Consider the following 25,756-nt stretch of genomic DNA (forward strand, 5'->3'; position numbering starts at 1 on the left):
CAAGGTGATTGTGGGGGGCTGCCCGACAGCGCGACAATACAGAATGACCGCCCCATGGTACGCCCCCTCAGCCGATTCAAACAGAAAAAAAGGATGCCGAAGCATCCTTTTAATTTCGTTTCATTTCTTTTGATCCACTGACCCCGTTTATTGCTGCGCAGCATAATCGGCAATGGTCTGGGTCGCCGGGAAGTTGACGGTAAAGGTGCTGCCGTGGTCGGGGACCGAGGCGATGTCCAGCGTGGCATGGTGGCGCAGCAGCACGTGGCGCACGATGGCCAGGCCCAGGCCGGTGCCCTGGGTCTCGCGCGAACGGCTCTTGTCGACGCGGTAGAAGCGCTCGGTCAGGCGCGAGATGTGCTCGGGGCTGATGCCGATGCCGGTATCCTGCACCGAAAAATGCGCACCCTGCTCGTCGCTCTCCCAGCGCAGGGTGATGGTGCCGCCTTCCGGGGTGTAGCGCACCGCATTGGTGACCAGGTTGGTGAAGGCGCTGCGCAGTTCGTCGGCATTGCCCTTCAGATCGGGCCCATCAACGACGAGGCGGATGTCGTGCTTGCCCGCCGACAGGGCACGGCCTTCCTCGGCGATGCGTTCCAGCAGGGGACGCACGCGCAGCACTTCAGAGCGCAAGGGATAGTCGATCGATTCGAGGCGGGTCAGCGTGAGCATGTCGTCGATCAGGTTCTGCATACGCTGGCCCTGCTCGGTCATCAGCTTCAGGTGCCCCATGCGGGTGGATTCTTCGAGGTTGGGCTGGGCCAGGGCGATTTCCAGGAAACCGTTGATGACGGTCAGTGGCGTGCGCAGTTCATGCGAGGCATTGGCCACGAAATCACGGCGCATCATGTCGATGCGCTGGGATTCGGTGACGTCGTGGGTCACCAGGATCTGGCGCCGGTTCTCGAAGGGGATGATCTGGATGATCAGCTTGCGTTCATGCAGGGCCAGCGTGAGCGGCTGCTCGTAACGGCCCAGGATGATGTAGTCGATGAAGGCCGGATTGCGGATCAGGTTGGTGACCCGCATGCCCTTGTCGCGATCCAGCTTCAGGCCCAGGTGCGACTGCGCGGCCGGGTTGCACCACTCCAGGAACAGCACGTCATCCATGATGACCACGCCATCGGGCAAGAGGCTCATGGCCTGGCGGAAGCGTGCCAGCCACTCGGCCAGTTCAGCCTGGTTCCTTTCATCGTCGCGGCGCATGCGATACAGGCGCGCATAGACGTCGGTCCAGGCGCCCCAGCCATCGGGCAGGCGCGACTGGCCGGAATCATCCAGCCAGGTGGACAGGCGCAGCAGGTAATGCAGGTGCGTAATCATCATCGCGCCCACCCCCAGCACTGCGGTGACCAAGCCGATGATGGGACCAAAGAAGAAACCGACGACTCCCGCTCCGGCCAGGCATAACACCAGGCGCAATACAGCAGGAATCCAGAACAAAAGTTGTGGACTCATTGATTTGACAGATAAATCTTGGAAGCGCCCGCGCGCCGGATTTGTAATTGTCCTGATTATGACTGACGCGGGCTGGTTTGGTCTTTGATCTTATTTGGTCGAGAGCATATAGCCGACGCTGCGTACCGTCTTGATGAGGTGCTCGGCATCGCGCAGGGCCTTGCGCAGGCGCAGCACGTGGACGTCCACGGTGCGCTCTTCGATCACTACATGGTCGCCCCACACGCGGTCGAGCAACTGGCTGCGCGAAAACACGCGGTCGGGATGGGCCAGGAAGAACTTCAGGAGTTTGTATTCGGCATGGCCGATATCGATGCGCACCCCTGCCAGGCTCACCGAGCAGCTGGCCGGGTCCAGCGTGACGGGGCCGGCCGACATCACTTCCTGCGCATGCTCGGGGCTCTTGCGGCGCAGCAGCGCCTTGATGCGCGCGGTCAGTTCGCGCGGCGAAAAGGGCTTGGTGATGTAGTCGTCGGCGCCGTTGTCGAGACCGGCGATCTTGTCTTCTTCCATGCTCTTGGCGGTGAGCATGATGACCGAGAGTTGCTGCAACTGGCGGTCGGCGCGGATGCGCGAGAGCAGGTGCAGGCCGCTGCGGTCGGGCAGCATCCAGTCCAGCAGCACCAGTTGCGGTGCGCGATGCTGAACGAAATCCCAGGCAGCGGCGGCATTGGTGACGACGAAGCTGGACCAGCCGGCCTCTTTCAGGGTGAAGGCAATCAGTTCGGCGATGGAGGGTTCGTCTTCGACGATGAGGATAGTGGTCATGGTAGTGATGCTTCTGAGCTGTATCGCGGGTCTCCCCTCCGCAATCCGGTGGTGGCAGTGCTTCCCCGCTTGCCGCCACCGGTGCCGTCGTGCTTAGTCTTCTTCCTGGGTGGTCTTGGCCGAACCGAAGTCGGTATGGCGGATATCCTTGCCACCGACCACGTAGACCACGTATTCGGCGATGTTCTTGGCATGGTCGCCGATGCGTTCGATGGCCTTGGCCACCCACAGGGTATCGATGGAACCGGAGATGGTGCGCGGGTCTTCCATCATGAAGGTGATGAGGCTGCGGGTGATGGAGCGGAAACCGTGGTCGATGCGTTCATCCTGCTTGATCAGTTCGGCGGCCTGCTGGTCATCGAGGCGGGCGAAGGCGTCGAGGGCGCTGCGCAGCTGGTCCATGGCCTGTTCGGCGATCAGGCTCACGGTTTCGTAGTGCGAGACCAGGCCGATACCGCGCTTGTGCAGGTGGATGGCGGTGCGGGCAATCTTGGTCGCCTCATCGCCCACGCGTTCAAGATCGGTGATGATCTTGATGGTCGCCATGACGGTACGCAGGTCATTGGCGGTCGGCTGGCGACGCACGATGAGGTGGCTGCAGGCGTCATCGAGTTCGACTTCGAGGCGGTTGACGGCCTCGTCGTCCTTCATCACGCGATGGGCCACGTCGAGGTTGCCGTTACGGAAGGCCGCAATCGCGTCCTGGAACTGGTGTTCCACCATGCCGCCCATGGCAAGCACCTTGGAGCGGATCTGCTCCAGATCCTGGTCATACTGTTTGGAGGAATGATCGCCGGTCATGTGACGTCCCTAAAAAGAAATTCTATAAATAATATATACAGTGCAATGACTACTCTGTGGAATCGTCGTATCGGCGTAGCGAGCGCTTCGAGTTCGCGTCGAGAAGCGCAGCCGTACTGGGGTACGGCGAGCATCGCAGACGCGAAATCGGAGCGCGCAGTAGCCGAGACGACGGTTCGATCACCCAAAGCGGCCGGTGATGTAGTCTTGGGTTTCCTTGCGCACCGGATTCATGAAGATCTGGTCGGTCTCGCCAAACTCCACCAGCTCGCCCAGGTACATGTAGGCGGTGTAGTCCGAGCAACGGGCCGCCTGCTGCATGTTGTGGGTCACGATGGCGATGGTGTAGTCGTTCTTGAGCTCACCGATCAGTTCTTCCACCTTGGCCGTCGAGATCGGGTCCAGCGCCGAGGTCGGTTCGTCCAGCAGCAGCACTTCCGGCTTGACGGCCACGCCGCGTGCGATACACAGGCGCTGTTGCTGACCGCCGGAGAGCGACAGGCCGCTCTTGTTCAGCTTGTCCTTGACTTCACCCCACAGGGCGGCCTTGTTGAGCGCCCATTCGACGCGCTCATCCATCTCGCCCTTGGGCAGGTTTTCATACAGCCGGATGCCGAAGGCGATGTTGTCGTACACCGACATCGGGAACGGGGTCGGCTTCTGGAACACCATGCCGACCTTGGCGCGCAGCATGTTCAGATCCTGGCCGGGCTCGAGGATATTGTTGCCGGCGTAGATGATCTTGCCCTCGGCGCGCTGGCCGGGGTACAGGTCATACATGCGGTTGAAAGTGCGCAGCAGCGTGGACTTGCCGCAGCCCGAGGGGCCGATGAAGGCGGTGACCTTGCCTTCCCAGATGTTCAGATTGATGTTCTTCAGGCCCTGGAATCCACCGTAGTAGAAGTTCAGTTGCGAAACTTCCAGCGTGGCCTTCTGGGTCGCAGCGGCGTTGTGGGGTGCGGTCGAAGCGTGGCTTGCCATTTGATGAGCAGTAGTCATGTCGGTCACTTGGAGAATTAGCCGGGGATTTGTTGTTTGAACAGGGTGCGCGAGAGCACGTTGAGCAGCAACACGCTGAAGGTGATCAGCAGGGCGCCGCCCCATGCCAGCGAGACCCAGTTGTCATACGGGCTCATGGCGAACTGGTTGATCACCACCGGCAGGTTGGCGATCGGACGGTTCATGTTGGTGCTGAAGAACTGGTTGTTGAGCGCGGTGAACAGCAGCGGCGCGGTCTCACCCGAAATACGGGCCACCGCCAGCAGCACACCGGTCACCACACCTGCCTTGACGGCACGCAGGCGCACGATGATGGCCACCTTCCAGCGCGGCGCACCCAGGGCGAAAGCCGCTTCGCGCAGGCCGCTCGGGACCAGTTTCAACATGTTGTCAGTGGTGCGCACCACCACCGGAATGGCAATCAGCGAGATGGCGAAGGTACCGGCCCAGCCCGAGAAGTGGTTCACGTTGGCCACGTAGATGGCGTAGATGAACAGACCGATCACGATCGACGGTGCCGACAGCATGATGTCGGTGACGAAGCGGGTCACCTGGGCCAGCTTGCTTTCCTCGCCGTATTCGGCCAGATAGACGCCGGCCAGGATGCCGATCGGGGTGCTGATGATGGTACTGATCCCGACCATCATCAAGGAACCGACGATGGGGTTCAGGAGGCCGCCGCCGGCATCGCCCGGACCGGGCGTGTTTTCGGTCAGCAGGCCCAGGTTCAGCGCAGCCACGCCCTTGAAGACCAGGGTCAGCAGGATCCAGGCCAGCACGAACAGGCCCAGGCCCATGGCCAGGAAGGAGAACAGCATGCCCATGCGATGCTGCATGAGGCGCTTGCGATAGACGGGATTCATGGCTTGCGCCTGGTCGGCGCCGTTGGTGCCGGCTTGTACGGTCTGGCTCATTATTTGGCTCCTTCCCGACGGGTCATGCCCATGAGCATGATCTTGGCGGCGGACAGAACGATGAAGGTGATGACGAACAGGATCAGGCCCAGGGCAAACAGCGAGGACACGTGCAGCTTGCTGGAGGCTTCGGCGATTTCATTGGCCAGGGTCGAGGCAATCGAGTTGCCGGCCGAGAACAGCGACCAGGACAGGCGATGCGAATTGCCGATCACGAAGGTGACGGCCATGGTCTCGCCCAGGGCGCGGCCCAGACCCAGCATGACGCCGCCGACCACACCGGTCTTGGTATAGGGCAGGACCACCTTGCGCACCACTTCCCAGCGGGTGCAGCCCAGGCCATAGGCCGATTCCTTCAGGACCGCAGGCACGACTTCAAACACGTCGCGCATCACCGAGGAGATGAAGGGGATGATCATCACCGACAGGATCAGGCCGGCTGTCAGGATGCCGATACCCATGGTCGGGCCCGAGAACAGCACGCCGATGCCCGGGATCTGGCCCAGCGTGGCCTTCAGGAAGGGCTGGCCGTATTCGGAGAAGAGCGGTGCAAACACGAACAGGCCCCACATGCCGTAGATGATGGAGGGCACGCCGGCCAGCAGTTCCACGCAGGTACCCAGCGGGCGGCGCAGCTTGGCGGGGCAGATTTCGGTCAGGAACAGGGCGATGCCGAAGCTGACCGGGAAGGCGATCAGCAAGGCAATGATCGAGGTCGACAAGGTGCCGACGATGGCGATCATGGCGCCGAATTCGTTATTGGTCGGATCCCATTCGACGCGCGTGATGAAGCCCGGGCCGAAGGCCTGGAAGGCGGGCGCGGAACCGATGATGAGGGAAACGATGATCCCGCCCAGCATCAGCAGCACGGACAGGGCGAAGATCAGGGTGATCTTGTGGAAGAAGAAATCTTGCAGTCGCTGGCGGCGCATGACGGCCATCAACTTCTCGCGCGCTACCTGCGCACTTTCAGTCTCTGTCGGGGATTTTTTGATTTCGGTATTCGACATTGCCGTGGTGGAATAATTAGCGCTCATTTGAATTCACCATTAAAACGGGCCATCGCCGCGAATGCTCTGTGCTCCAGAGTTGCTCGTCTTCGCTGCGATGGCCCGAATACTCCGTGGGAGGAGAGGCTTGCTAGGCCGGGCTGTTCAGCCCGGCACGACTTGGCCTGGAATTACCAGATGGCCTTGCCGCTGCTGTCCTTGACGTTGCTCTTCCAGGAATCTTCCACCAGCTTGGTGACCGAATCCGGCAGCGGCACGTAGTCCAGTTCAGCAGCAACCTTGCCGCCGTTCTTGTAGGCCCAGTCGAAGAACTTCAGGACTTCCTTGCCCTTGGCGCCGTCGCCAGCCTGTTCCTTGTGCAGCAGGATGAAGGTGGCGCTGGAGATCGGCCACGATTCCTTGCCGGCAGCGTCGGTGAAGTCAACAGCGAAACCAGGAGTCTTGGCCCAGTCGCCGTGGGCGGTAGCGGCCTTGAAGGAGGTGTCGTCCGGGGAGACGAAGTTGCCATCCTTGTTCTTCAGCTGGGTGTAGTTCAGCTTGTTCTTCTTGACGTAGGCGTACTCGACGTAACCAATGGCGCCCTTGACCTTCTGCACGTTGGCGGCAACGCCTTCGTTGCCCTTGCCACCCACGCCGGTGGGCCACTTGACGGCAGTACCGGCACCGATCTTGGCCTTGAAGTCGGCATTGGCCTTGGACAGGTAGGAAGTGAACACGTAGGAAGTGCCCGATGCGTCCGAACGGTAGACGACGGTGATGTCTTCAGCCGGCAGCTTCACGCCCGGGTTCAGGGCGGTGATTTCCGGTGCGTTCCACTTGGTGATCTTGCCAGCATAGATGTCGCCCAGGACCTGGCCCGACAGCTTGATCTGGCCGGGGGTCACGCCGTCCAGGTTGACCACGGGGACCACGCCACCGACCACGGCCGGGAACTGGGTCAGACCGGCTTCAGCCAGTTCGCTTTGCGGCAGCGGGGCGTCGGAAGCGCCGAAATCGACGGTCTTGGCCTTGATCTGCTTGATACCACCACCCGAACCGATGGATTGGTAGTTCAGGCTGTTGCCGGTGGCGGTCTTGTACAGCTCAGCCCACTTGGCATAGACCGGGTACGGGAAGGAGGCGCCAGCGCCGGTGATTTCTGCTGCGTGCGCGGCAGCGCTGAAGGCGAAGGCGCCGGCCACTGCGACTGCAACAGACTTGATCAGATGGTTAAAACCCATTTCTGCTACTCCTATGATTTTGAAGAGAGGATCGTCACCGAGAAACATCACATCGGGAGGGATGACTTTCGAGACACGCCGAACTTTAACCAGCTAATGTGACGAGTTTATGACCCAAACTTGTCATCCATGCCAGAGCGCACGCGGGCCGGCGGCCGGTTCCGGCCCTTTCCCCTGCCCCTCTCCGGCCCCTTCCAAGACCGGTCCAAAGAAGCCATCAGCCAGCCACCAAGCGGCTTTCCTGACAATTTGATGTCACGATGGGGGCGTCGGCAACAGACAGGTTGCCGACAGACAAATATGATTTTGTCATCATATAGACTTTGCATTTATACTGAGGAAATGTGACAAACCTTCACAGGTGGTGTCATAACTTCGTCATACCTCCTAAATACACTGCCCGCTCAAAGTGGATGGACAGGAATCATTGATGACCAGAAAAGCAAAGCCGGAAAGCAGTACCCAACCTGAACTTCCTGCCAATACGATTTACCTTAACCGTGAACTGTCGCAACTGGCCTTCAACCGCCGCGTGCTGGCCCAGGCCGAAGACGACAGCGTGCCCCTGCTGGAGCGCCTGCGCTATCTGTGCATTTGCAGCAGCAATCTGGACGAATTCTTTGAAGTGCGCATTGCCAGCCTGCTGGCCAACCGCATCGAGGGCGAGAACATCGATCCGCCCGAACTGCGCGCGGCGCTGGAGCGCACCAGTGCCGAATGCCACCGCATCGTCACGCGGCAATATGAACTCCTCAACGAAGAGATCCTGCCGCAACTGGCCGCCAACGGCATCCACCTGCTGCGCCATGACGACCGCAACGATGCCCAGCGCGCGTGGGTGAAGCAATATTTCGAGCAGCACGTACGGCCGCTGTTGACGCCCATCGGCCTGGATCCGGCCCACCCCTTCCCGCAGGTCCACAACAAGAGCCTCAATTTCATCATCGAGCTCTCCGGCAAGGATGCCTTCGGGCGCGGCACGGCGGTGGTCATCATCAAGGCGCCCCGGGTGCTGCCGCGCGTGATCAAGCTGCCGGACCATCTCTCGGCCAAGGGACAGTCTTCGTTCTGCCTGCTCTCTTCAGTGATCCATGCGCATATCGCGGACCTGTTCCCCGGACGCGAGATCACTGCCTATTCGCAATTCCGCGTCACCCGCAACAGCGACCTGTGGGTCGATGAAGAAGAGGTCAAGAACCTGCGCCAGGCGCTGGAGACCGAATTGCAAAGCCGCCAGTTCGGCGTGGCGGTGCGCCTGGAAGTGGCAGCCAATTGCCCGGAACACCTGGCGCAGTTCCTGCTGAACCAGTTCAACATCGAGCGCAACCGCCTGTATGCAGTACAAGGGCCGGTGAACATGGTGCGCCTGGGCGAGATCGCCAACCTGGTCAACCAGCCGGAGTTGCGCTTCCCGCCCTTCTCGCCCACCCTGCCACCGCAGCTGGCCAGCGAAAACATCTTCGACGCCCTGGACAAGAAGGACGTGCTGCTGCACCACCCCTTCCAGTCCTTCCAGCCGGTGGTGGACTTCATCCGTACCGCCGCTCATGATCCGCGCGTGCTGGCCATCAAGCAGACCATCTACCGCACCGGCATGAACTCGGACCTGATGGAGGCGCTGATCTACGCCGCCCAGCATGGCAAGGAAGTCACGGTGATCGTGGAACTGATGGCGCGCTTCGACGAAGAAGCCAACATCAACTGGGCCGTCAAGCTGGAGCAGGCCGGCGCCCAGGTGGTCTACGGCGTGGTCGGCCTGAAGACGCACGCCAAGCTGGCGCTGGTGATCCGCCGTGGCGAGGACCAGAACCTGCGCTTCTATGCGCACCTGGGCACCGGCAACTACCACCCCAACACCACCAAGTTCTATACCGACTTTGGCCTGTTGACCTCCAACCAGGAGCTCACCGCCGAAGTCAACGAAGTCTTCATCCACCTCACCAGCCTGACCAAGCCGCGCAATCTGACACACCTGTGGCTGGCGCCCTTCTCGCTGCAGAAGGAAATCATCCGCGCCATCCGCAACGAGGGCCAGATCGCCCGCGAGGGACGGCCGGCGCGCATCATCGCCAAGATGAATGCGCTGCTGGATGAATCGGTGATCCGCGCGCTCTATGCGGCCTCGGCCGATGGCGTCAAGATCGACCTGATCGTGCGCGGCGCCTGCGCGCTGCGGCCGGGGGTGCGCGGACTGTCGGAAAACATCAAGGTGCGTTCCATCATCGGCCGCTACCTGGAACACTCGCGCATCTATTACTTCCGCAACGACCTCAAGCACGACGTCTACCTGGCCAGCGCCGACTGGATGAACCGCAACCTGTTCCGCCGCATCGAAGTGGCCTTCCCGGTACTGGACAAGTCGCTCAAGAAGCGGGTGATGACCGAAGGACTCAATCCCTACCTGAAGGACAACACCAACGCCTGGCACCTCGACGTCAACGGTGTCTACACCCTCAAGAAAGCGCGCAACAAGCAGCAGAGCTTCAACGCCCAGCAGCACCTCATGACCACGCTGGGCATTCCGGCCACGCCACCCGAAGAGCAAGGGTGATCCTGCCCATGGCCGCCTGCTGATTTCCCAAGGAGCTGAGATGGACCTGATTCTATGGCGTCACGCCGAGGCCGAACTGGGCGAACCCGACGAGGGCCGCGCACTGACCCCCAAGGGTCACAAGCAGGCTGCCAAGATGGCCGAATGGCTAGACCGCAACCTGCCCGAAAGCTGCCGCATCCTGGTCAGCCCGGCCACGCGCACCTTGCAGACGGTGGAAGCCTTGAAGCGCAAGTACAAGGTCGTGGCCGACCTGGCCCCGACCATGAGTGCCGACGACCTGCTGCGCGCGGCCAACTGGCCCGACAGCCGCGAACCGGTCCTGATCGTGGGCCACCAGCCGACGCTGGGCCAGGTGGCCGCGCGCCTGATCTCGGGCCAGCCGCAGGAGTGGTCGCTGCGCAAGGGCAACGTGTGGTGGATCGCCCAGCGTGAGCGCGGCGACGTCACCACCAACTATCTCAAGGCGGTGGTGGCGCCGGAATTCCTGGCCAGTTCGGGCAAGCATCCGCCGCGCTGAAAGCCGCACCGGATGGGCGGATCGGCCCTCCCAAAGCAAAACGTGAATAAAAAAATCGCCGCGCCCCGTGCAAACGGGCCGCGGCGATGCTTCATCAAGACAGGTGAAGTTTCTGGTCAGAAAACCAGACGGTCAGAAAGTCTCCCAGTCGCCTTCATCGCCGGCAGGTGTCACCCGTGCTGCCGGCTTGGCGCTGCCGGAAGCCGCCGGCAAGGCCGGACGCTTCAGGACCGCAGCCGCCTTGGGCGCGGCCGGCTTGGGCGGCGTCGCCGCCGCCTTGGGCGCGGGCTGCGGCACCTGGACCTGGGGCCGCGCGGGCGCCGCATCGGCTTGTCCCACGCGGAAGATCGCCACTTCCTGCATCAGCGCCTGGGCTTGCTGCTCCAGCGACTTGGCGGCGGCACTGGCTTGTTCCACCAGGGCGGCGTTCTGCTGGGTGGCTTCATCCATCTGCGTGACCGCACGCGAGACCTGATCGATACCGGCGCTCTGTTCGTTGGAGGCTGCCGAGATCTCGCTCATGATGTCGGTCACGCGCTGCACTGCCTGGATCACGTCGTTCATGGTGTCGCCGGCCTGGCCGACCAGTTCGGAACCGGCCTGCACGCGGTCCACCGAATGCATGATCAATTCCTTGATTTCCTTGGCGGCGCTGGAGGAACGCTGCGCCAGCGCGCGCACTTCGGTGGCCACCACGGCAAAGCCGCGGCCCTGCTCGCCGGCACGGGCCGCCTCGACTGCCGCATTGAGCGCCAGGATGTTGGTCTGGAAGGCGATGCCATCGATGATGCTGACGATATCGGTGATGCGCGCCGAACTCTCGCGGATCTCTTCCATCGTCTGCACCACACGGCCCACCACGGCATTGCCGTCGGCCGCGATGGTGGAGGCATTGACCGCCAACGTGGTGGCCTGGCGGGCGTTGTCGGCGTTGTGCTTCACGGTGCCGGTCAGCTCTTCCATGCTGGAAGCGGTTTCTTCCAGCGAAGCCGCCTGCTGCTCGGTGCGATGGGAGAGGTCGAGGTTGCCCGAGGCGATCTCGCGGGTGGCCGTGGCAATTGCATCACTGCCGCCGCGCACCGCGCGCACGGTGCGCGAGAGGCTTTCCTGCATGCGCGCCAGGCCTTGCAGCAACTGGCCCATTTCATTCTTCGAGTGCACGTGCACCGGCTGGGTCAGGTCGCCGCTGGCAATCGCATCGAAATGGCGCAGCGCCCGCTGCATCGGCTCGCCGATGGCACGGCGCAGCGACCACCAGCTGAAGAAGGCCAGCAGCAGGCCGGCGATGACAGCCACGGTGGAAAACATGCGCGAAGCTTCAAACCGCGCCATGGACGCCCCCACGCTTTGCGCGGCCTGCTCGGTTTCATACTTGCTCAAGGCCTGGCCATCGAGCTGCATGACGGTGTAGATGGTACCGACCTTGCGCGCCTGGTCGGCGATGGCCTGGCGGTCGCCCCCCTTGATGATCTCGGCGAAGCGCACCAGTTCCTGCTCGGTCTTGTCGATACCGTCCGAGACCTTCTTCACCAGGGCGCGGCCTTCTTCCGTCTGCGGCAAGGCGGTGTACTTGGCCCACCACTGCAGCGCTTCCTTGCGGGCATTGGCATCCATGCCCATCATGCGCTCGGCCCAGGCCGGATCATTGGTCATGGCGGCCTGGTCCAGCGAGGTGCGCTGGCGGCCGATCCAGATCAGCGTGTTGTCGGCGGCAACCGTCTTGGGAATGCGTTCTTCGGACAGCTGGCGGTTGATGCTCACGGCGGCGGACATGCCCAGCAAGCCCGACAGGCCGAGCGCCAGCAGCAGGATGGACAGGACAAGGACGGCAATGGCGAGTTGCGCCTTGATGGAAAGGTTCTTGAGTGACATGGACTGGTTCCGGTGGATGAAGAGGAAGTGGCCGAACTGGTTCCCAGAAGTCGCGTACTGGTACGCGGTGGCATTGCGCTCTCGCCCCTGGCCGTGCAGGCGGCCGTCCTTCCCCTTTGCGGGACGACCTTCCTGCAGCGTTTGATATAGCTTTACGGCAACTTCGCAATTATCTTCAATTATCACGAATCGTGCTGGCCGCATGCCCGTAAAAAAGCGCCGCCACCGTGCCGGATGGCGGCGCTTGCGCGCTGACGCGATTTTTTCTTAACTATTAATTAACTGAAATTACACTCCGTCCGCGGTGCGCTGCCTTCAGAATTCTTCGAAATCATCATCGCGCGCCACGGCGGCGGGCTTGCGTTTGGCGGGCGTGCCCGCTGCCGGCAGGCTGGCCACCGGCGGGTTCTTCGCTGCAGGCAGCACTGGCGCTGCATTGACCGTGCGCGCCGGCTGCGCACTGCGCATCACCGGTGCCGGTACCGGCGCGGGCTGCGCCGGGTGCGCCGTCTTGAGCCTGAACACCGCCACCGCGCGGGCCAGCACGTCGGACTGCTCCTGCAGGCTTTCGGCTGCAGCGGCGGCCTGTTCGACCAGGGCGGCATTCTGCTGGGTAATCTCGTCGATCTGGGCGATGGCATTGTTGACCTCGGCGATGCCGGCGCTTTGTTCCTGGCTGGCGGCGGTGATCTCGCCCATGATGTCGGCCACGTGCTTGACCGAGGCCACGATCTCGCTCATGGTGGCACCGGCTTCGTCGACCAGCTTGCCGCCGTTGTCGACCTTTTCCACCGAGTCACTGATGAGCCCCTTGATTTCCTTGGCGGCCGCCGCGCTGCGCTGGGCCAGCGCCCGCACTTCGGACGCCACCACCGCAAACCCGCGCCCCTGCTCGCCGGCACGGGCTGCTTCGACGGCAGCGTTCAGGGCCAGGATGTTGGTCTGGAAAGCGATGCCGTCGATGACGCCGATGATGTCGACGATCTTGCCCGAGCTTTCCTTGATCGAGCCCATCGTGGCCACCACGTCGCCCACCACGCGTCCGCCCTTGGTGGCGTAGTCCGAGGCCGAGAGCACCAGCTGATTGGCCTGCTGCGCATTGGCCGCGTTCTGCTGCACGGTGGAGGTGAGCTGCTCCATGGAGCTGGCGGTTTCTTCCAGGCTGGAGGCCTGCGATTCGGTGCGGTTGGAAAGGTCGACGTTGCCACGTGCGATCTCGTGCGAGGCCACGGCGATGACGGCGGCGCTTTCCTTGACCTCGTTGAGGGTGCTGGCCAGGTGGCCCTGCATGGCATCGAGGGCATTGACCAGGTGCGCGGCTTCATCGCGGCCCTGGTCGTGGAAGTCCTGGGTCAGGTCGCCCTGGGAAATCGTTTCCGCAATCTGGCCGGCGCGCTTCAACGGCCGAACGATGGAACGCGTGATGACGAAGGTGAAGAAGAAGCCCAGGCCGAGCGTCAACACGCCCATGGCCAGCATGCCGATCTGCGCCTTGCGGTAGCTGTCCTTGGCATCGGCGTGGGCTTGCTTCATGTCCTCCTGCTGGAAGGCGGCCAGCGCAGCCACGCTGGCCATCCACTTCTCATGCGCGGGCAGGAAGTCGCTCTTCAACTGCTGGGCGGCATCGAAGTAATTGTTGCTGGCCACTTGCTGGCGGATCTGCTCGACCAGCGGAAACAGCTTCTTGCCCTCGCCGCTGGTGGCCGCCAGCAGCTCCTTGCCACGGCCCTCGGCGCTCAGTTCGGTGATCTGCTTTTCGAAGCCGGCATAGGCTTGCAGGATCTTGCCCAGGTGCGCGTCCTCGGCCTTGCCTTCGGCGGCATCGGTCGGGGTGACCACCTTGCGCAGCGCCAGTGCAAGCTCGATGCCGGCCTCGCGCATGTTCATGGCGGCGGTCATGGCGGTCACCTTTTTCTCGATCAGGTATTCACTGCTGGATTCCAGCTCGGCCATGCGCCACAAACCGATCAGCAGGATGGCGGTCGCCAGCAGCAGGACCAGGCAAAAACCGAAGGCCAGACGGCTGCCGATCTTGAGATGTTGAATCATGGGTCTTCTCTTCCTTCTAACGCAAACGTCGACTGTGGTACGCAGGGCCATACCGGCGCGTGGCCGGCGGGGGGAGCCGGTTTTGCTTTCGCAGTTCCTGGACTTGCAGTGGAGCATGATTCATGCCCGCTCCCACGCTGTCTCTCGGCAACGTGCTGGTCTCTTGGCTTTTTGTTGTGGAATGCGGTGCGCGCACGCGGGCGTGGCGCATCTTAGAAGAGGCGCAGGCGGGCATGCCAATGCTTTGTCGGCATGCGCCCATGTGTGTCCTGCATAGTTGTCAAATGATGAAGATTCGGCCGGCTTGTACTGCGCGGCCGTCGCCGGCAATCAGCGAATCAGCGACTCTCGCGTACCGGCTTGATGGCCGTGGCCTTGCCGGGGACCTTGCAATGGGCCAGATGCAGATGCTGCAGGAACTGCTGGGTGGCCGATTCCCAGGAGCGTCTGGCGGCATGGGCACGCACGGCTTCATGGTCCAGCTTCAAGGCTTGCAGGCAGGCCTGCTGGAGATCGTGGCGCAGCACGCCGGAGACGCCATTGTCGACCACATCGATGGGCCCCTCGACCGGATAGGCGGCCACCGGGATGCCGCAGGCCATGGCCTCCAGCAGCACCAGGCCGAAGGTATCGGTCTTGCTGGGGAAGACGAACACGTCGGCGCAATTGTAGTAGGCCGGCAATTCATCATGGCCCTTGGCGCCCAGGAAGCGCACCTGGGGATAGCGCGCCGTCAGGTCTTCCAGTTGCGGGCCGTCACCGACCACCCACTTGGTGCCGGGCAGGTCGAGCTTGAGGAAGGCTTCGATATTCTTTTCCACTGCGACGCGGCCCACGTAGAGGAACAGCGGACGCTCGATGCAGGCGTGGTCTTCCACGGCCGGTCGGAAGTGATTGGTATCCACGCCGCGGCCCCACAGGACGACGTTGCGGAAGCCCTCTTCTTCCAGCGCGGTCTTCATCGCCGGGGTGGGCACCATGATGGCTTCGGAACGGCCGTGGAACCAGCGCAGCAGGCGATAGGTGATGGCCTTGGGCAGCAGCTTGCGTGCGGCCAGGTATTCGGGGAAGCGGGTATGGTATGCGGTGGTGAAACTGAGTTTATGACGCACGCAGTAACGGCGCGCGGCCAGTCCCATCGGACCTTCGGTGGCGATGTGGATGCACTCCGGCTGGAAGGATTCGAGCGCGGCAGCGATGCGGGCGTAGGGCTTGTAGGCCAGCCGGATTTCAGGATAGGTCGGGCAGGCAAAGGTGCGGAAGTCGCGCGGCGAGAGCAGCAGGACTTCGTGGCCGAGACCGCGCAGGCAACGCACGGTGGAGCGCAAGGTGTTGACGACGCCGTTGACTTGCGGCTCTCCGGCGTCGCTGATGATGGCAATGCGCATAAACTATATAAACAATATATAACGTGATGAACCCGCCGCCCTTCAGGCGGTGGCGAATTCGCGTGCGGCCTGGCGGGCTTCCTTGCCGGCGCGCTTCAATTGCATGATTTCCTGCCAGCTGACCAGGCGCAGTTCGCCGCTGGGCTCTTCCACCAGCGCCGACAGGCTTTCCACCCAGTCGCCATCGTTGCAGTAGACCACACCGCCGATGTCGCGGATCTCGGGCTTGTGGATGTGGCCACAGATGACGCCATCCAGGCCCTTCTTCTTGGCCTCCTCAGCCAGCGCATCTTCGAAGGAGGTGATGTAGTTCACCGCATTCTTGACCTTGGATTTCAGGTATTGCGAGAGCGACCAGTAAGGCAGGCCGGCGCGTGCACGCCAGCTGTTGAACCACTGGTTGAACTTGAGGATCATGGTGTAGAGCGTGTCGCCCACGTAGGCCAGCCACTTGGCACAGGCAATCACGCCATCGAAGCGGTCGCCGTGCAGCACCAGCATGCGCTTGCCTTCGGCAGTGACGTGCACCAGTTCGTCGCGGATCTTGATGCCGCCGAAATCGAGGTCGATGAACTGGCGGATCACTTCGTCATGGTTGCCGGGCACGAAGATGACGTTGGTGCCCTTCTTGGCCTTCTTCAACACGGTCTGCACCACGTTGTTGTGGGACTGGTCCCAGTACCAGCGACGCTTGAGCTGCCAGCCGTCGATGATGTCGCCGACCAGGTAGAGCGTGTCGGATTCGGTGGCGCGCAGGAATTCCAGCAGGCGCTCAGCCTGGCAGCCGGTGGTGCCGAGGTGGATGTCGGAAATCCAGATGGTGCGAAAGCGCAGCGGATCACGCTTGGCTTCGTCATCACCGGCGTCTTGGTCGGGGCCCAGGTCGGCGAACAGCCCCTGGGCTTTTTCCATGAACTGTTCGCGTGGCTTCATGCGGTCCTCGAATCCTTGAGGTAGTGGCGGGCATAGCGGCTGTCGAGCTTGGAGAGCGGCAGCAGCAGGAAGAAATCGGCCGAGTGGAAATCAGGATCCCAGGCCGGTTCGCCGCACACCCAGGCACCGCTGCGCAGGTAGCCGCGCAGCAGCGGCGGAATCTGCGGTTCGATGCCGGCCTGGCGGTCTTCCAGCGGGAAGGGCAACAGCGGCGTGACGCGATAGTCCGGCGGGGCCAGGTTCTTCTCGCGGAAAGCGTGGTACAGGGCAGCCGCATTGTGGCCGCCATCGGCCAGGCTGACGCTGGCGCAACCCATCAGGTATTCGCAGCGTTCCTTGCGCATGTAGGCGGCCAGGCCGGCCCACAGCATCATGATGACGCCGCCGCTGCGGTAGTCGGGGTGGATGCAGGCGCGGCCGGCTTCGGCGATGACGCCGCGGATGTTGTCCAGGCGCGAGAGATCGAATTCCTGTTCCGAGTAGAACTTGCCCATGCGGCGTGCGCCGTGCGGGCTCAGCACGCGATAGGTGCCGACCACCGAGAGAGTCTTGCTGTCGCGTACGATCAGGTGATCGCAGTAGTCGTCGAACTCATCCTTGTCCAGGCCTTCCGGGTTGGCCAGGGCCGACAGGTTCATCGCTTCGATGAAGACCTTGTAGCGCAGGCGCTGTACTTCGCGCACTTCTTCCGCAGTGCTGGCCAGGCTCAGGTTGAGCTTGGCGAAACTCGGATTGGCATCGGCAGGAATGGTAAGCAGTCTCATGCATTGTCCTTTGTGGTGATGTTTGAAGGGGACCGTGACAGACATCCGCCAGGTCAACCAAACAACATAAGCGACCTCGCCTGACCTGCTTGCGGCACCCCCTCAGAATTGCGGCTGTCTCAAATGAAATCGAAGAATTGATTGATGAATTTCGAGAAACAGCCGATGTCCCCGGGATAACGCTGCACAGACTACCCAGCGAATGTTTCACGCACATGACCTTTGCAGCCGTTTTGGCGGTGCAGCAACAAGAAGCTGCCCAGCGTTACAATGGCATGACAAAGCGGCGCCGGGAGACCTCCGGTCCAGGACAGGAGCAGGCGCACGCGCGAGGGCAAGGAAAACAGATGAGCCGGCCACGCCGGCACCTGCGGAATCTTTCGATGGGCCATTCATCGAAACCAGGGATTGATGGTCGCCATCATGGCCGGGCGCAGCAGCGCCGGTGCCGATGGCGGCCGTGCTTTGCAATGTCCGTCAACTCGAAACATAAAGGAAGATCATGCTACTCAAGGATAAAGTCGCTCTCATTACCGGTTCGGCCAGCGGCATCGGCAAGGAAATCGCGGTCGAATACGCCAAAGAGGGCGCCAAGGTCGTCATCGCCGACCTGGCCCTGGAAGCCGCCAAGGCCACGGCCGAAGAAATCGTCAGGAATGGCGGCACCGCCATGGCCGTGGCCATGAACGTCACCGATGAAACCCAGGTCGACAAGGGCGTGGCCGATGCCGTCAACACCTATGGCGGGCTGGACATCATGATCAGCAATGCCGGTATCCAGATCATCAGCCCGGTGGCCGAACTGTCGCTGGAGAACTGGCGCAAGATGCTGGCGATCCACCTGGACGGCGCCTTCCTCACCACCCGCGCCGCCATGAAAGCCATGATCAAGCAGGGCCGTGGCGGCTCCATCATCTACATGGGCTCGGTACACTCCCATCTGGCCTCGCCCTTGAAGGCGCCCTATGTCACCGCCAAGCACGGCCTGCTGGGCCTGGCCAAGACGGTGGCCAAGGAAGGCGCCAAGGACAAGATCCGCACCAACGTCATCTGTCCCGGCTTCGTGCGCACGCCGCTGGTGGAAAAACAGATCCCCGAACAGGCCAAGGAATTCGGCATCAGCGAAGAGGAAGTCATCAAGAAGATCATGTTGAAGGACACCGTGGACGGCGAATTCACCACCACCCAGGACGTGGCCCAGACCGCGGTCTTCCTGGCGGCCTTCCCGACCAATGCCCTGACCGGGCAATCCGTGGTGGTCAGCCACGGCTGGCATATGCAGTAAACGTCACCTGCACCGAGCCCCCCTCGCAAGCCGCCGTGGCGCAAGCCCGGCGGCTTTTGCTTGGTGCGCGGAAACATCGATGTCAGGCAGCGATGTTCACGTCATGCCAAGGTCATATGAAGGTAATAAGGTAAATCCAGACCCTCCCCTCGCCAGGAGACCAGATGGATACCCAAGCCTTGAAGGATTTCCACGCCTGCGTGGCCGATACCGAGAGTGAACGCCAGCGGGTGCGCGAACTGGTTGCCTGCGGCCAATGGCGCCAGGCCGAGCCCGACAGCGAACGCGCCCGTGCCTACGCCTTGCGCCAGCGCAACCTGGGCCATCCTGGCGGCCCGGAATCTATCATCGGCGACACCGAAGACTTCCTGCGGGCGAGCTTTCTGGAACAAGGGGCGGCGGTGGCGCGGGCGGTGGCCTATGTGGAAGTCAACAGCGGCCAGACCAGCGAGGTGGCCACGGGCTTCCTGATCAGCCCGCGCCTGCTCCTGACCAACCAGCACGTGATTGCCGACCTGGCTGCCGCGCGTGGCACGCGGATCACCTTCCTGCGCGAACTCGATGCACGGGGCGTGCCGCGCGCCACCACCAGCTATCTGCTGGCGCCGGAGCGCCTGGCCCTGTTCTCGCCGGCCGACCAGCTCGACTATGCCGTCATCGCGCTGGGCGAACACCAGTCCGGCACGGCCGAGGTGGAGGCGCTGGGCTTCTGTCCCCTCTCGGACCAGCCCGACAAGCACGTCATCGGCATGGCCGCCAACATCATCCAGCATCCGTCCGGCTGGATGAAGATGGTCAGCATCCGCAACAACACCGTCACCGCGCGTACCGAACACACCCTGCTCTACGAAACCGATACCGAACAGGGCTCTTCCGGCTCGCCCGTCTTCAACGACGACTGGCAGCTGGTGGCCCTGCATCACTGGGGCGAACCTTATCGCGATGCCAGCGCAACCGGCACCGGACAAACGCCACGCAAGGTCAATGAAGGCATCCGCATCAGCGCGCTCTACAGCGATCTGCTGGCGCGCCTGCCGACGCTATCGGACCAGGCGCGGCCGCTGCTGCAGGAAGCCTTGAGCTACCAGGGCGGTGCCGTACCGGCCGCCGCCAAGAACGACATCACACAGGAGACCAGCATGAACAGCAGCGGCAAGGACAACGGCGCCCAGGCCGCCACCTTCACCATCCCGCTGGAGATCACGGTCAAGGTGGCAGGCAGCGCAGCGACCACCAGCACCACGGCCGCACCCGCAGCGAACACCGCAGCCACGCTTGAACCGCCGCGACGTCTCTCCCCGCCCCGCCCTTCCTCCGGCGCCGAAGCCTTGCGCATCGATCCGGATTACAGCAATCGCAGCGGCTACGATGCAGCCTTCATCCCCGGCGTAGAGTTGGCGCTACCCCAGCCGGACGCCAGGCTGGCTGCGCAGATCGTTCCCCTGCTGTCAGGCGCCAATGTTGCGGCCGATGACGGGGAACTGAAATACGAACACTTCAGCATCAAGCTGCTCAAGCCTCGCCGCATGGCAGCCTTCACCGCCACCAACATTGATGGCACGCATTACCTTGCAGTTGATCGCGGCAGCGGCCAGGCCAATGCCGCCGAGGGCGATGCCTGGTTCCGCGATCCGCGCGTGGCGGCCGGGAGCGTGCTCGAACAGGATTTCTATTCGGCCTGGTCGAACTACTTCGACCGCGGCCACCTGACGCGCCGCTCGGACCCGAGCTGGGGCACGCCCGAAGAAGCCGAGCGCGCCAATGCCGACACCTTCCACTTCACCAATTGCTCGCCCCAGCACTTCCGCTTCAACCAGAGCGCCACCTACTGGCAGGGCCTGGAGCGCTACGTACTGGAAAACGGCGTGCTGGCCAGCAGCAGCAAGGGCCGGCTGTGCGTCTTCCAGGGACCGGTGTTCAATGACCAGATCGACCTGTGGGCCGATGAGGTGCAGATTCCCTCCTCGTTCTTCAAGATCGTGGTGTGGAAAGGCAAGCAGGGCCTGAAGGCGGTGGGCCTGCTGGCCGACCAGTCCGCCCTGCTCTCCGAGAGCCGGCACAGCCTGGGTGCGCCGCACGATCTGCCTTCGGTGGACGTGAACCACTGGCGCGTGGCCATCCCCGAACTGGAAAGGATGACCGGCCTGGACTTCGGCGCCAAGGTCCGCGCAGCCGATACCATCGCCCAGGGCAAGCAGCCGCAGGTGGGCGAGGCGCGCATGCGCATCACCGGCTTCGAGCAGATCCAGCTGTAGAAGTCCGCTATCATGGCGGGATCGCCCCGAGCCGCCCTGCCATGATTCTTCCGCCATCTCCGCATCCCGACCCTGCCCCGCCCGTGGCGCAGCTGCACCTGCGCAGCTATCGCGAGGAGTTTCCGACGGACCGGCATGATTTCCCGCAACTGGTACTTCCCTTGTCGGGATGCCTGGCGCTGGACATCGCCGGCCGTGAAGGTCTGGCCGATACCGCCACGGCGGCCTTCGTGGAACCCGGTGCGTGGCACGCCACCCGGGCCAGCGGTGAGAATCGTTCATTGGTGCTCGATCTGGCGCCGGCCACGGTCAACAGTCTTCAACTGGAAATGCTGGCGCAACGGCCTTTCCTGCCCTTGTCGCGGGCGGCGGGCAAGCTGGTGGAATTCATGGCGGTGGCGCTGGCCGAGACGCGCCCGGGCGGCGCCACGCTACAACACTGGGTACCGCTGCTGCTGGACACGCTCACGCAACAGCCCCCGCAAGCCCTGTCGCGGCTGCGCCTGATGCTGGCGCGGGTGGAAGCGCGCGCGGCTCATCCCTGGACGGTGGCGCAGATGGCCGACCTGGCCGCGATCTCGCCGAGCCGCCTGCACGAATGGTTCCGCGCCGAACTGGACACCTCGCCGCGCGCCTGGCTGGCCGAAGTGCGCGTGGCCCAGGCTTGCCAGCTCTTGCGCACCAGCCGTTTGCCGCTGGCCCAGATTGCCCAGCGCTGCGGCTATGGCGACCAGAGCGCAATGACGCACGCCCTGCGCAAGCTGCGCGGTACGACGCCATCGGCTTACCGGAAGAATTACCTGGGCTGAGGACGGCTGGCCTTGCCCGGCCGCAGCAGGCACTCGCTGAAGTAGCCGGCAAAGTGCGCGTAGTCGGGAGTGGGCAGTCCGGCCGTCTTGGCACGGTCGTCCCAGCGCCGCAGACGGACGGCATCCGGGGCATAGGGTCGGTCGATGAAAGCGGCCGCCTGTTCCACATCGAAGATCCCGCCCTGCAACTGCAGGCTGCGCACCGAATCGGCCGAGAGCTGCGAAACATAATCCGGATCGGTCGCGCACAGGTAGCGCTTGGCATCCACGTGCAGCGCGATGGGCGCCAGTACCGACTCCTTGAATACACCGCGCAGGAAAGGCAGCACGCGGTACTGGTGCAGGTCATCGATGCCGGCCAGCGTGGGCGTGTCGCCCAGGTCTTCGAGCAGATGACCGAGGTCGTGCAAGAGACTGGCCACGATCAGGCTGGGGGCGGCGCCCTCCTGCTCGGCCAGCAGCGCCGATTGCAGCGCGTGCTCCAGTTGCGTGACGGGTTCACCGGTGTATTGGGTGTGGCCGTGCCGTGTGAACAGTTGGGCGATGTCGTCCAGACTCAGTGCCATCATGCGCCTCGCAGGTGAAGAAAAAGACTGAACGCCACTATAGCCGCTGCACCGGCGCACTCCGTGACATCTCCATGACATGCACACACGCAAAGAAAAAACGGCGAGCCTTGCGGCCCGCCGTCCTTCATCGCTTCACTGCTTGATGGCTTACTTCTTCAGGTCATAGCGATCCAGATCCATCACCTTGACCCACGCTGCCACGAAGTCGTTGACGAACTTTTCCTTGGCGTCGGCGCTGGCATAGACTTCGGCCAGGGCGCGCAGCACGGCGTTGGAACCGAACACCAGGTCGACGCGAGTGCCGGTCCACTTGACGGCGCCGCTCTTGCGGTCGCGGCCTTCGAACTCTTCCTGGGCGGGCGAGGTGGACTTCCACTCGGTGCCCATGTCCAGCAGATTGACGAAGAAGTCATTGGACAGCACGCCAACCTGAGAGGTGAACACACCCTTGGTGCTGCCACCGACGGTGTTGCCCAGCACGCGCAAACCACCGATGAGGACCGTCATTTCCGGCGCGGTCAGGGTCAGCTGCTGGGCCTTGTCGATCAGCATGTCTTCGGCACGCACGGCATAGCGCTGCTTCTGGAAGTTGCGGAAACCATCGACGATGGGTTCCAGCGGCGCGAAGGAGTCCACGTCGGTCTGTTCCTGCGACGCATCCACACGGCCCGCGCTGAAAGGCACGGTCACCGCCACGCCGGCATCCTTGGCCGCCTTTTCGACAGCAGCGCTACCGGCCAGCACGATCAGGTCAGCCAGCGAGACCTTCTTGGCACCCTGGTTGAACTCCGCCTGGATGCCTTCCAGCACCTTCAGCACCTTGGCCAGCTGGGCCGGCTGGTTGGCCGCCCAATCCTTTTGCGGAGCCAGGCGGATGCGCGCACCATTGGCGCCGCCACGCATGTCGCCGCCACGGAAGGTAGAGGCCGAGGCCCAGGCGGTGGAGACCAGTTCAGAGACCGACAGTCCCGACGCCAGAATCTTGGCCTTCAATGCCGCAACATCAGCCGCTTCGATGGGCGCACCCTCTGCCTCGGGCAGCGGGTCTTGCCAGATCAGTTCTTCAGCCGGCACTTCCGGACCGAGGTAGCGCGAACGCGGGCCCAGGTCGCGGTGGGTCAGCTTGAACCAGGCGCGGGCGAAGGCGTCAGCGAACTGGTCGGGGTGCTCCAGGAAGCGGCGCGAGATCTTTTCATAGGCCGGATCAAAGCGCAGCGACAAGTCCGTCGTCAGCATGGTCGGACGCACCGGTGCGCCGCCATGGGCGTGCGGGATCACCGCATCGGCGCCCTTGGCCACCCACTGGTGGGCACCGGCCGGGCTCTTGGTCAGTTCCCATTCATAGTTGAACAGGTTCTCGAAGAAGTAATTGCTCCACTGGGCCGGGGTCTGGGTCCAGGTCACTTCCAGGCCCGAGCTGATGGTGTCGCCACCGGCGCCGCTGCCGAAGCTGCTCTTCCAGCCCAGGCCCTGGCTTTCCAGGTCGCTGCCTTCCGGCTCACGGCCCACGTGCTTGGCATCGCCTGCACCGTGGGTCTTGCCGAAGGTGTGGCCGCCAGCGATCAGGGCCACGGTTTCTTCATCGTTCATCGCCATGCGGGCGAAGGTTTCGCGGATGTCATGCGCGGCAGCCAGCGGATCGGGATTGCCTTCCGGGCCTTCCGGGTTCACGTAGATCAGACCCATCTGCACGGCCGCCAGCGGGTTTTCCAGGTTGCGGCCAGCCGGCGCGGTGCGGGCCTGCTCATTGCCATGGCGGTCGGCATCGGCCGTGATCTCGCCATGGCTGGCACCCGACTTGCCCTTGCCGTAACGGTCATCGCCGCCCAGCCAGGTCGATTCGGTTCCCCAATAGACGTCCAGATCCGGTTCCCACACGTCCTGGCGGCCACCAGCGAAGCCGAAGGTCTTGAAGCCCATGGTTTCCAGCGCGACGTTGCCGGTCAGGATCAGCAGGTCGGCCCAGGAAATCTTGTTGCCATATTTCTGCTTGACCGGCCAGATCAGGCGCCGCGCCTTGTCCAGGTTCACGTTGTCCGGCCAGCTGTTCAGGGGCGCAAAGCGCTGCTGGCCACGGCCGGCACCGCCACGGCCATCGCCGATGCGATAGGTGCCGGCGCTGTGCCAGGCCATGCGGATGAACAGCGGACCATAGTGGCCGAAGTCGGCCGGCCACCAGTCCTGCGAATCGGTCATCACCTTGGCCAGGTCGGCCTTGACGGCGGCCAGGTCCAGGCTCTTGAAGGCTTCTGCGTAGTTGAAATCCTCACCCATGGGGTTGGATTTGGAAGAATGCTGGGCCAGCAGGTCCAGGCGGAGCTGCTTGGGCCACCAGTCGCGGTTGCTGGTGCCGCCGCCGGCGGTGTGGTTGAAGGGGCACTTGGCTTCATTCGACATTGCGTTCTCTCCTGTTGATCGACCCGATGGTCATGACGCCCGGACCGGGGAACGGGCATCCTGTTGGCCACATCCAGCCTGGCTGACGTGTGGCGGCTTGTTTCGGCAAAATCCTGGCTGCGTTCTGCTACGGCATCGTGACGCCGTACTGCGGGGCCAGCTTCGCCTTGTCCCGGTCGTGCTTGCGAAGAACCATTAATGTAATTCATCAAAAACAATCAGGTGATTGTCTTTATGTATAACGTCAGTCAATAAATCCAATCCCACACCTTCAGAATTTGTGACTCAACAGTGTAGCCAAAGGCAGATAGCCCTGTCGGGCTTGCCGCACGACAGCCGAGCCCGCTCTCGTTGCGCCCCGTGAGAAAATGCGAATGTTGCAGGCGGGGATTGATCTTGTGGGCAGATTCTCCGGAGTAAGCCAGCCACCCTGCACTACGCTAGAATACGAGCCTCACAATGATTCAGGTCAACCGATATGGACGTGAATCGTTGTTGAAACGCTGCCCGCCCACCGGGCTCGCCTCACTTCCTCACCATTACAAAAAAGATCATGACGGAAACCACCGAAAACCTGGAACACGCCGAGCACGCCCATGCCTCCGGCAACAAGAAGCTGGCCCTGCTCATCGCCATCCTGGCGCTGGTACTGGCCATTACCGAAACCCTGTCCAAGTCCTACCAGACCGAGGTCATCCTGAAGAGCCAGGAGGCCGCCAACCTGTGGGCCTTCTTCCAGGCCAAGTCGGTGCGCGGCAATGCGGCGCAGTTGTCCAAGCAGCAGTTGATGCTGCTGGGCAATCCCAAGGATGAGCGCGTCAATGCCGCCATCGCCAAGCTTGACGATGCCATCGCCCACTACGACAGCGATGAAAAGACCGGCGAAGGCAAGAAGGAGCTGTCGCACAAGGCGCGCGAAGCCGAGCATGAAGCCCATGCCTACATGGAGAAATACGAAAAGATGGAAATGGCCGCCGGCATGCTGCAGGTGGCCATCGTGCTGGCCTCGGCCACCATCATCACCGGCGTGGCCGTGCTGGCCTATCTGTCGATGGGCATCGGCGTAGTGGCGCTGGCCTTCGTGGGTGCGGGATTGTTTGGCTCGATCATCTGAAGCGCTTGCTGTTTGTCCATGAAAACGCCGGCCTTGTGCCGGCGTTGTCGTTTCTGTCTTTCCAGCTCCGCTGCCCGACG

General features: G+C 62.8%; 20 protein-coding genes. 6 read left to right on the forward strand and 14 right to left on the reverse strand.

The window, feature by feature from the left end; genetic code table 11:
* Positions 1 to 147: 147 nt before the first annotated feature.
* The 7 genes from phoR to pstS form a co-directional block, all read right to left on the reverse strand.
* A complete protein-coding gene (phoR, locus tag ACVC5H_RS19625; protein ID WP_489619431.1) occupies positions 148 to 1,458 on the reverse strand; it encodes a phosphate regulon sensor histidine kinase PhoR in 1,311 nt (436 codons plus the stop codon).
* A 90-nt stretch (positions 1,459 to 1,548) separates the two neighbouring features.
* Entirely contained in the window at positions 1,549 to 2,226 is a 678-nt protein-coding gene (locus ACVC5H_RS19630; RefSeq protein ID WP_489619432.1) for a response regulator, read from the reverse strand.
* 93 nt (positions 2,227 to 2,319) lie between these two features.
* Entirely contained in the window at positions 2,320 to 3,027 is a 708-nt protein-coding gene (phoU, locus tag ACVC5H_RS19635; protein ID WP_489619433.1) for a phosphate signaling complex protein PhoU, read from the reverse strand.
* Positions 3,028 to 3,207: 180 nt separating this feature from the next.
* Complete coding sequence (pstB, locus tag ACVC5H_RS19640; RefSeq protein ID WP_489619434.1) at positions 3,208 to 4,008, reverse strand: phosphate ABC transporter ATP-binding protein PstB; 801 nt, start codon at positions 4,006 to 4,008, stop codon at positions 3,208 to 3,210.
* Between the two features lie 35 nt (positions 4,009 to 4,043).
* Complete coding sequence (pstA, locus tag ACVC5H_RS19645; RefSeq protein WP_489619435.1) at positions 4,044 to 4,940, reverse strand: phosphate ABC transporter permease PstA; 897 nt, start codon at positions 4,938 to 4,940, stop codon at positions 4,044 to 4,046.
* The gene (gene pstC / locus ACVC5H_RS19650) at positions 4,940 to 5,950 is read right to left on the reverse strand and encodes a phosphate ABC transporter permease subunit PstC (RefSeq protein ID WP_489622730.1); all 1,011 of its coding nucleotides are present in this window, start codon (positions 5,948 to 5,950) and stop codon (positions 4,940 to 4,942) included. The genes pstA and pstC overlap by 1 nt, the downstream gene beginning before the upstream one ends.
* Positions 5,951 to 6,120: 170 nt before the next feature.
* Complete coding sequence (gene pstS, locus ACVC5H_RS19655) at positions 6,121 to 7,170, reverse strand: phosphate ABC transporter substrate-binding protein PstS (RefSeq protein ID WP_489619436.1); 1,050 nt, start codon at positions 7,168 to 7,170, stop codon at positions 6,121 to 6,123.
* A 430-nt stretch (positions 7,171 to 7,600) separates the two neighbouring features.
* Here pstS and ppk1 point away from each other — a divergent pair, with 430 nt between their 5' ends.
* Positions 7,601 to 9,721 carry a polyphosphate kinase 1 gene (ppk1, locus tag ACVC5H_RS19660; protein ID WP_489619437.1) on the forward strand — a complete coding sequence of 707 codons (2,121 nt, stop codon included), beginning with the start codon at positions 7,601 to 7,603 and terminating at the stop codon, positions 9,719 to 9,721.
* Between the two features lie 40 nt (positions 9,722 to 9,761).
* Positions 9,762 to 10,241, forward strand: coding sequence for a phosphohistidine phosphatase SixA (gene sixA / locus ACVC5H_RS19665; protein ID WP_489619438.1), 480 nt, complete (start codon positions 9,762 to 9,764; stop codon positions 10,239 to 10,241).
* 132 nt (positions 10,242 to 10,373) lie between these two features.
* Here sixA and ACVC5H_RS19670 read toward each other — a convergent pair whose 3' ends face one another.
* From ACVC5H_RS19670 to ACVC5H_RS19690, 5 genes are all read right to left on the reverse strand, one after another.
* Positions 10,374 to 12,113, reverse strand: coding sequence for a methyl-accepting chemotaxis protein (locus ACVC5H_RS19670; protein ID WP_489619439.1), 1,740 nt, complete (start codon positions 12,111 to 12,113; stop codon positions 10,374 to 10,376).
* Between the two features lie 315 nt (positions 12,114 to 12,428).
* Positions 12,429 to 14,162 carry a methyl-accepting chemotaxis protein gene (locus ACVC5H_RS19675; protein WP_489619440.1) on the reverse strand — a complete coding sequence of 578 codons (1,734 nt, stop codon included), beginning with the start codon at positions 14,160 to 14,162 and terminating at the stop codon, positions 12,429 to 12,431.
* A gap of 338 nt (positions 14,163 to 14,500) precedes the next feature.
* Positions 14,501 to 15,550, reverse strand: coding sequence for a glycosyltransferase family 4 protein (locus ACVC5H_RS19680; protein ID WP_489619441.1), 1,050 nt, complete (start codon positions 15,548 to 15,550; stop codon positions 14,501 to 14,503).
* A gap of 42 nt (positions 15,551 to 15,592) precedes the next feature.
* On the reverse strand, positions 15,593 to 16,483 hold the full coding sequence (locus tag ACVC5H_RS19685; RefSeq protein WP_489619442.1) for a UDP-2,3-diacylglucosamine diphosphatase: 891 nt from the start codon (positions 16,481 to 16,483) through the stop codon (positions 15,593 to 15,595).
* The gene (locus ACVC5H_RS19690; RefSeq protein ID WP_338718425.1) at positions 16,480 to 17,247 is read right to left on the reverse strand and encodes a GNAT family N-acetyltransferase; all 768 of its coding nucleotides are present in this window, start codon (positions 17,245 to 17,247) and stop codon (positions 16,480 to 16,482) included. The genes ACVC5H_RS19685 and ACVC5H_RS19690 overlap by 4 nt, the downstream gene beginning before the upstream one ends.
* A gap of 502 nt (positions 17,248 to 17,749) precedes the next feature.
* Between ACVC5H_RS19690 and ACVC5H_RS19695 the strand changes: the two genes are divergently transcribed.
* The 3 genes from ACVC5H_RS19695 (at position 17,750) to ACVC5H_RS19705 (ending at position 21,596) form a co-directional block, all read left to right on the forward strand.
* On the forward strand, positions 17,750 to 18,532 hold the full coding sequence (locus tag ACVC5H_RS19695) for a 3-hydroxybutyrate dehydrogenase (protein ID WP_489619443.1): 783 nt from the start codon (positions 17,750 to 17,752) through the stop codon (positions 18,530 to 18,532).
* A gap of 164 nt (positions 18,533 to 18,696) precedes the next feature.
* Positions 18,697 to 20,787, forward strand: coding sequence for a DNA/RNA non-specific endonuclease (locus ACVC5H_RS19700; RefSeq protein ID WP_489619444.1), 2,091 nt, complete (start codon positions 18,697 to 18,699; stop codon positions 20,785 to 20,787).
* Positions 20,788 to 20,828: 41 nt separating this feature from the next.
* Entirely contained in the window at positions 20,829 to 21,596 is a 768-nt protein-coding gene (locus tag ACVC5H_RS19705) for a helix-turn-helix transcriptional regulator (protein ID WP_489619445.1), read from the forward strand.
* Here ACVC5H_RS19705 and ACVC5H_RS19710 read toward each other — a convergent pair.
* Positions 21,584 to 22,162, reverse strand: a complete 579-nt coding sequence (locus tag ACVC5H_RS19710; protein ID WP_489622731.1) for a phosphonate degradation HD-domain oxygenase — start codon at positions 22,160 to 22,162, stop codon at positions 21,584 to 21,586. The two genes, ACVC5H_RS19705 and ACVC5H_RS19710, sit on opposite strands and share 13 nt — an antisense overlap.
* A 150-nt stretch (positions 22,163 to 22,312) precedes the next feature.
* The gene (gene katG / locus ACVC5H_RS19715; protein WP_489619446.1) at positions 22,313 to 24,562 is read right to left on the reverse strand and encodes a catalase/peroxidase HPI; all 2,250 of its coding nucleotides are present in this window, start codon (positions 24,560 to 24,562) and stop codon (positions 22,313 to 22,315) included.
* 553 nt (positions 24,563 to 25,115) lie between these two features.
* Here katG and ACVC5H_RS19720 point away from each other — a divergent pair.
* Positions 25,116 to 25,676 (forward strand): DUF4337 domain-containing protein, encoded by a 561-nt coding sequence (locus tag ACVC5H_RS19720; RefSeq protein ID WP_489619447.1) that lies wholly within the window; start codon positions 25,116 to 25,118, stop codon positions 25,674 to 25,676.
* The last annotated feature ends 80 nt before the right edge of the window (positions 25,677 to 25,756 follow it).

The organism is Herbaspirillum sp. Her3 (genome assembly GCF_057961275.1).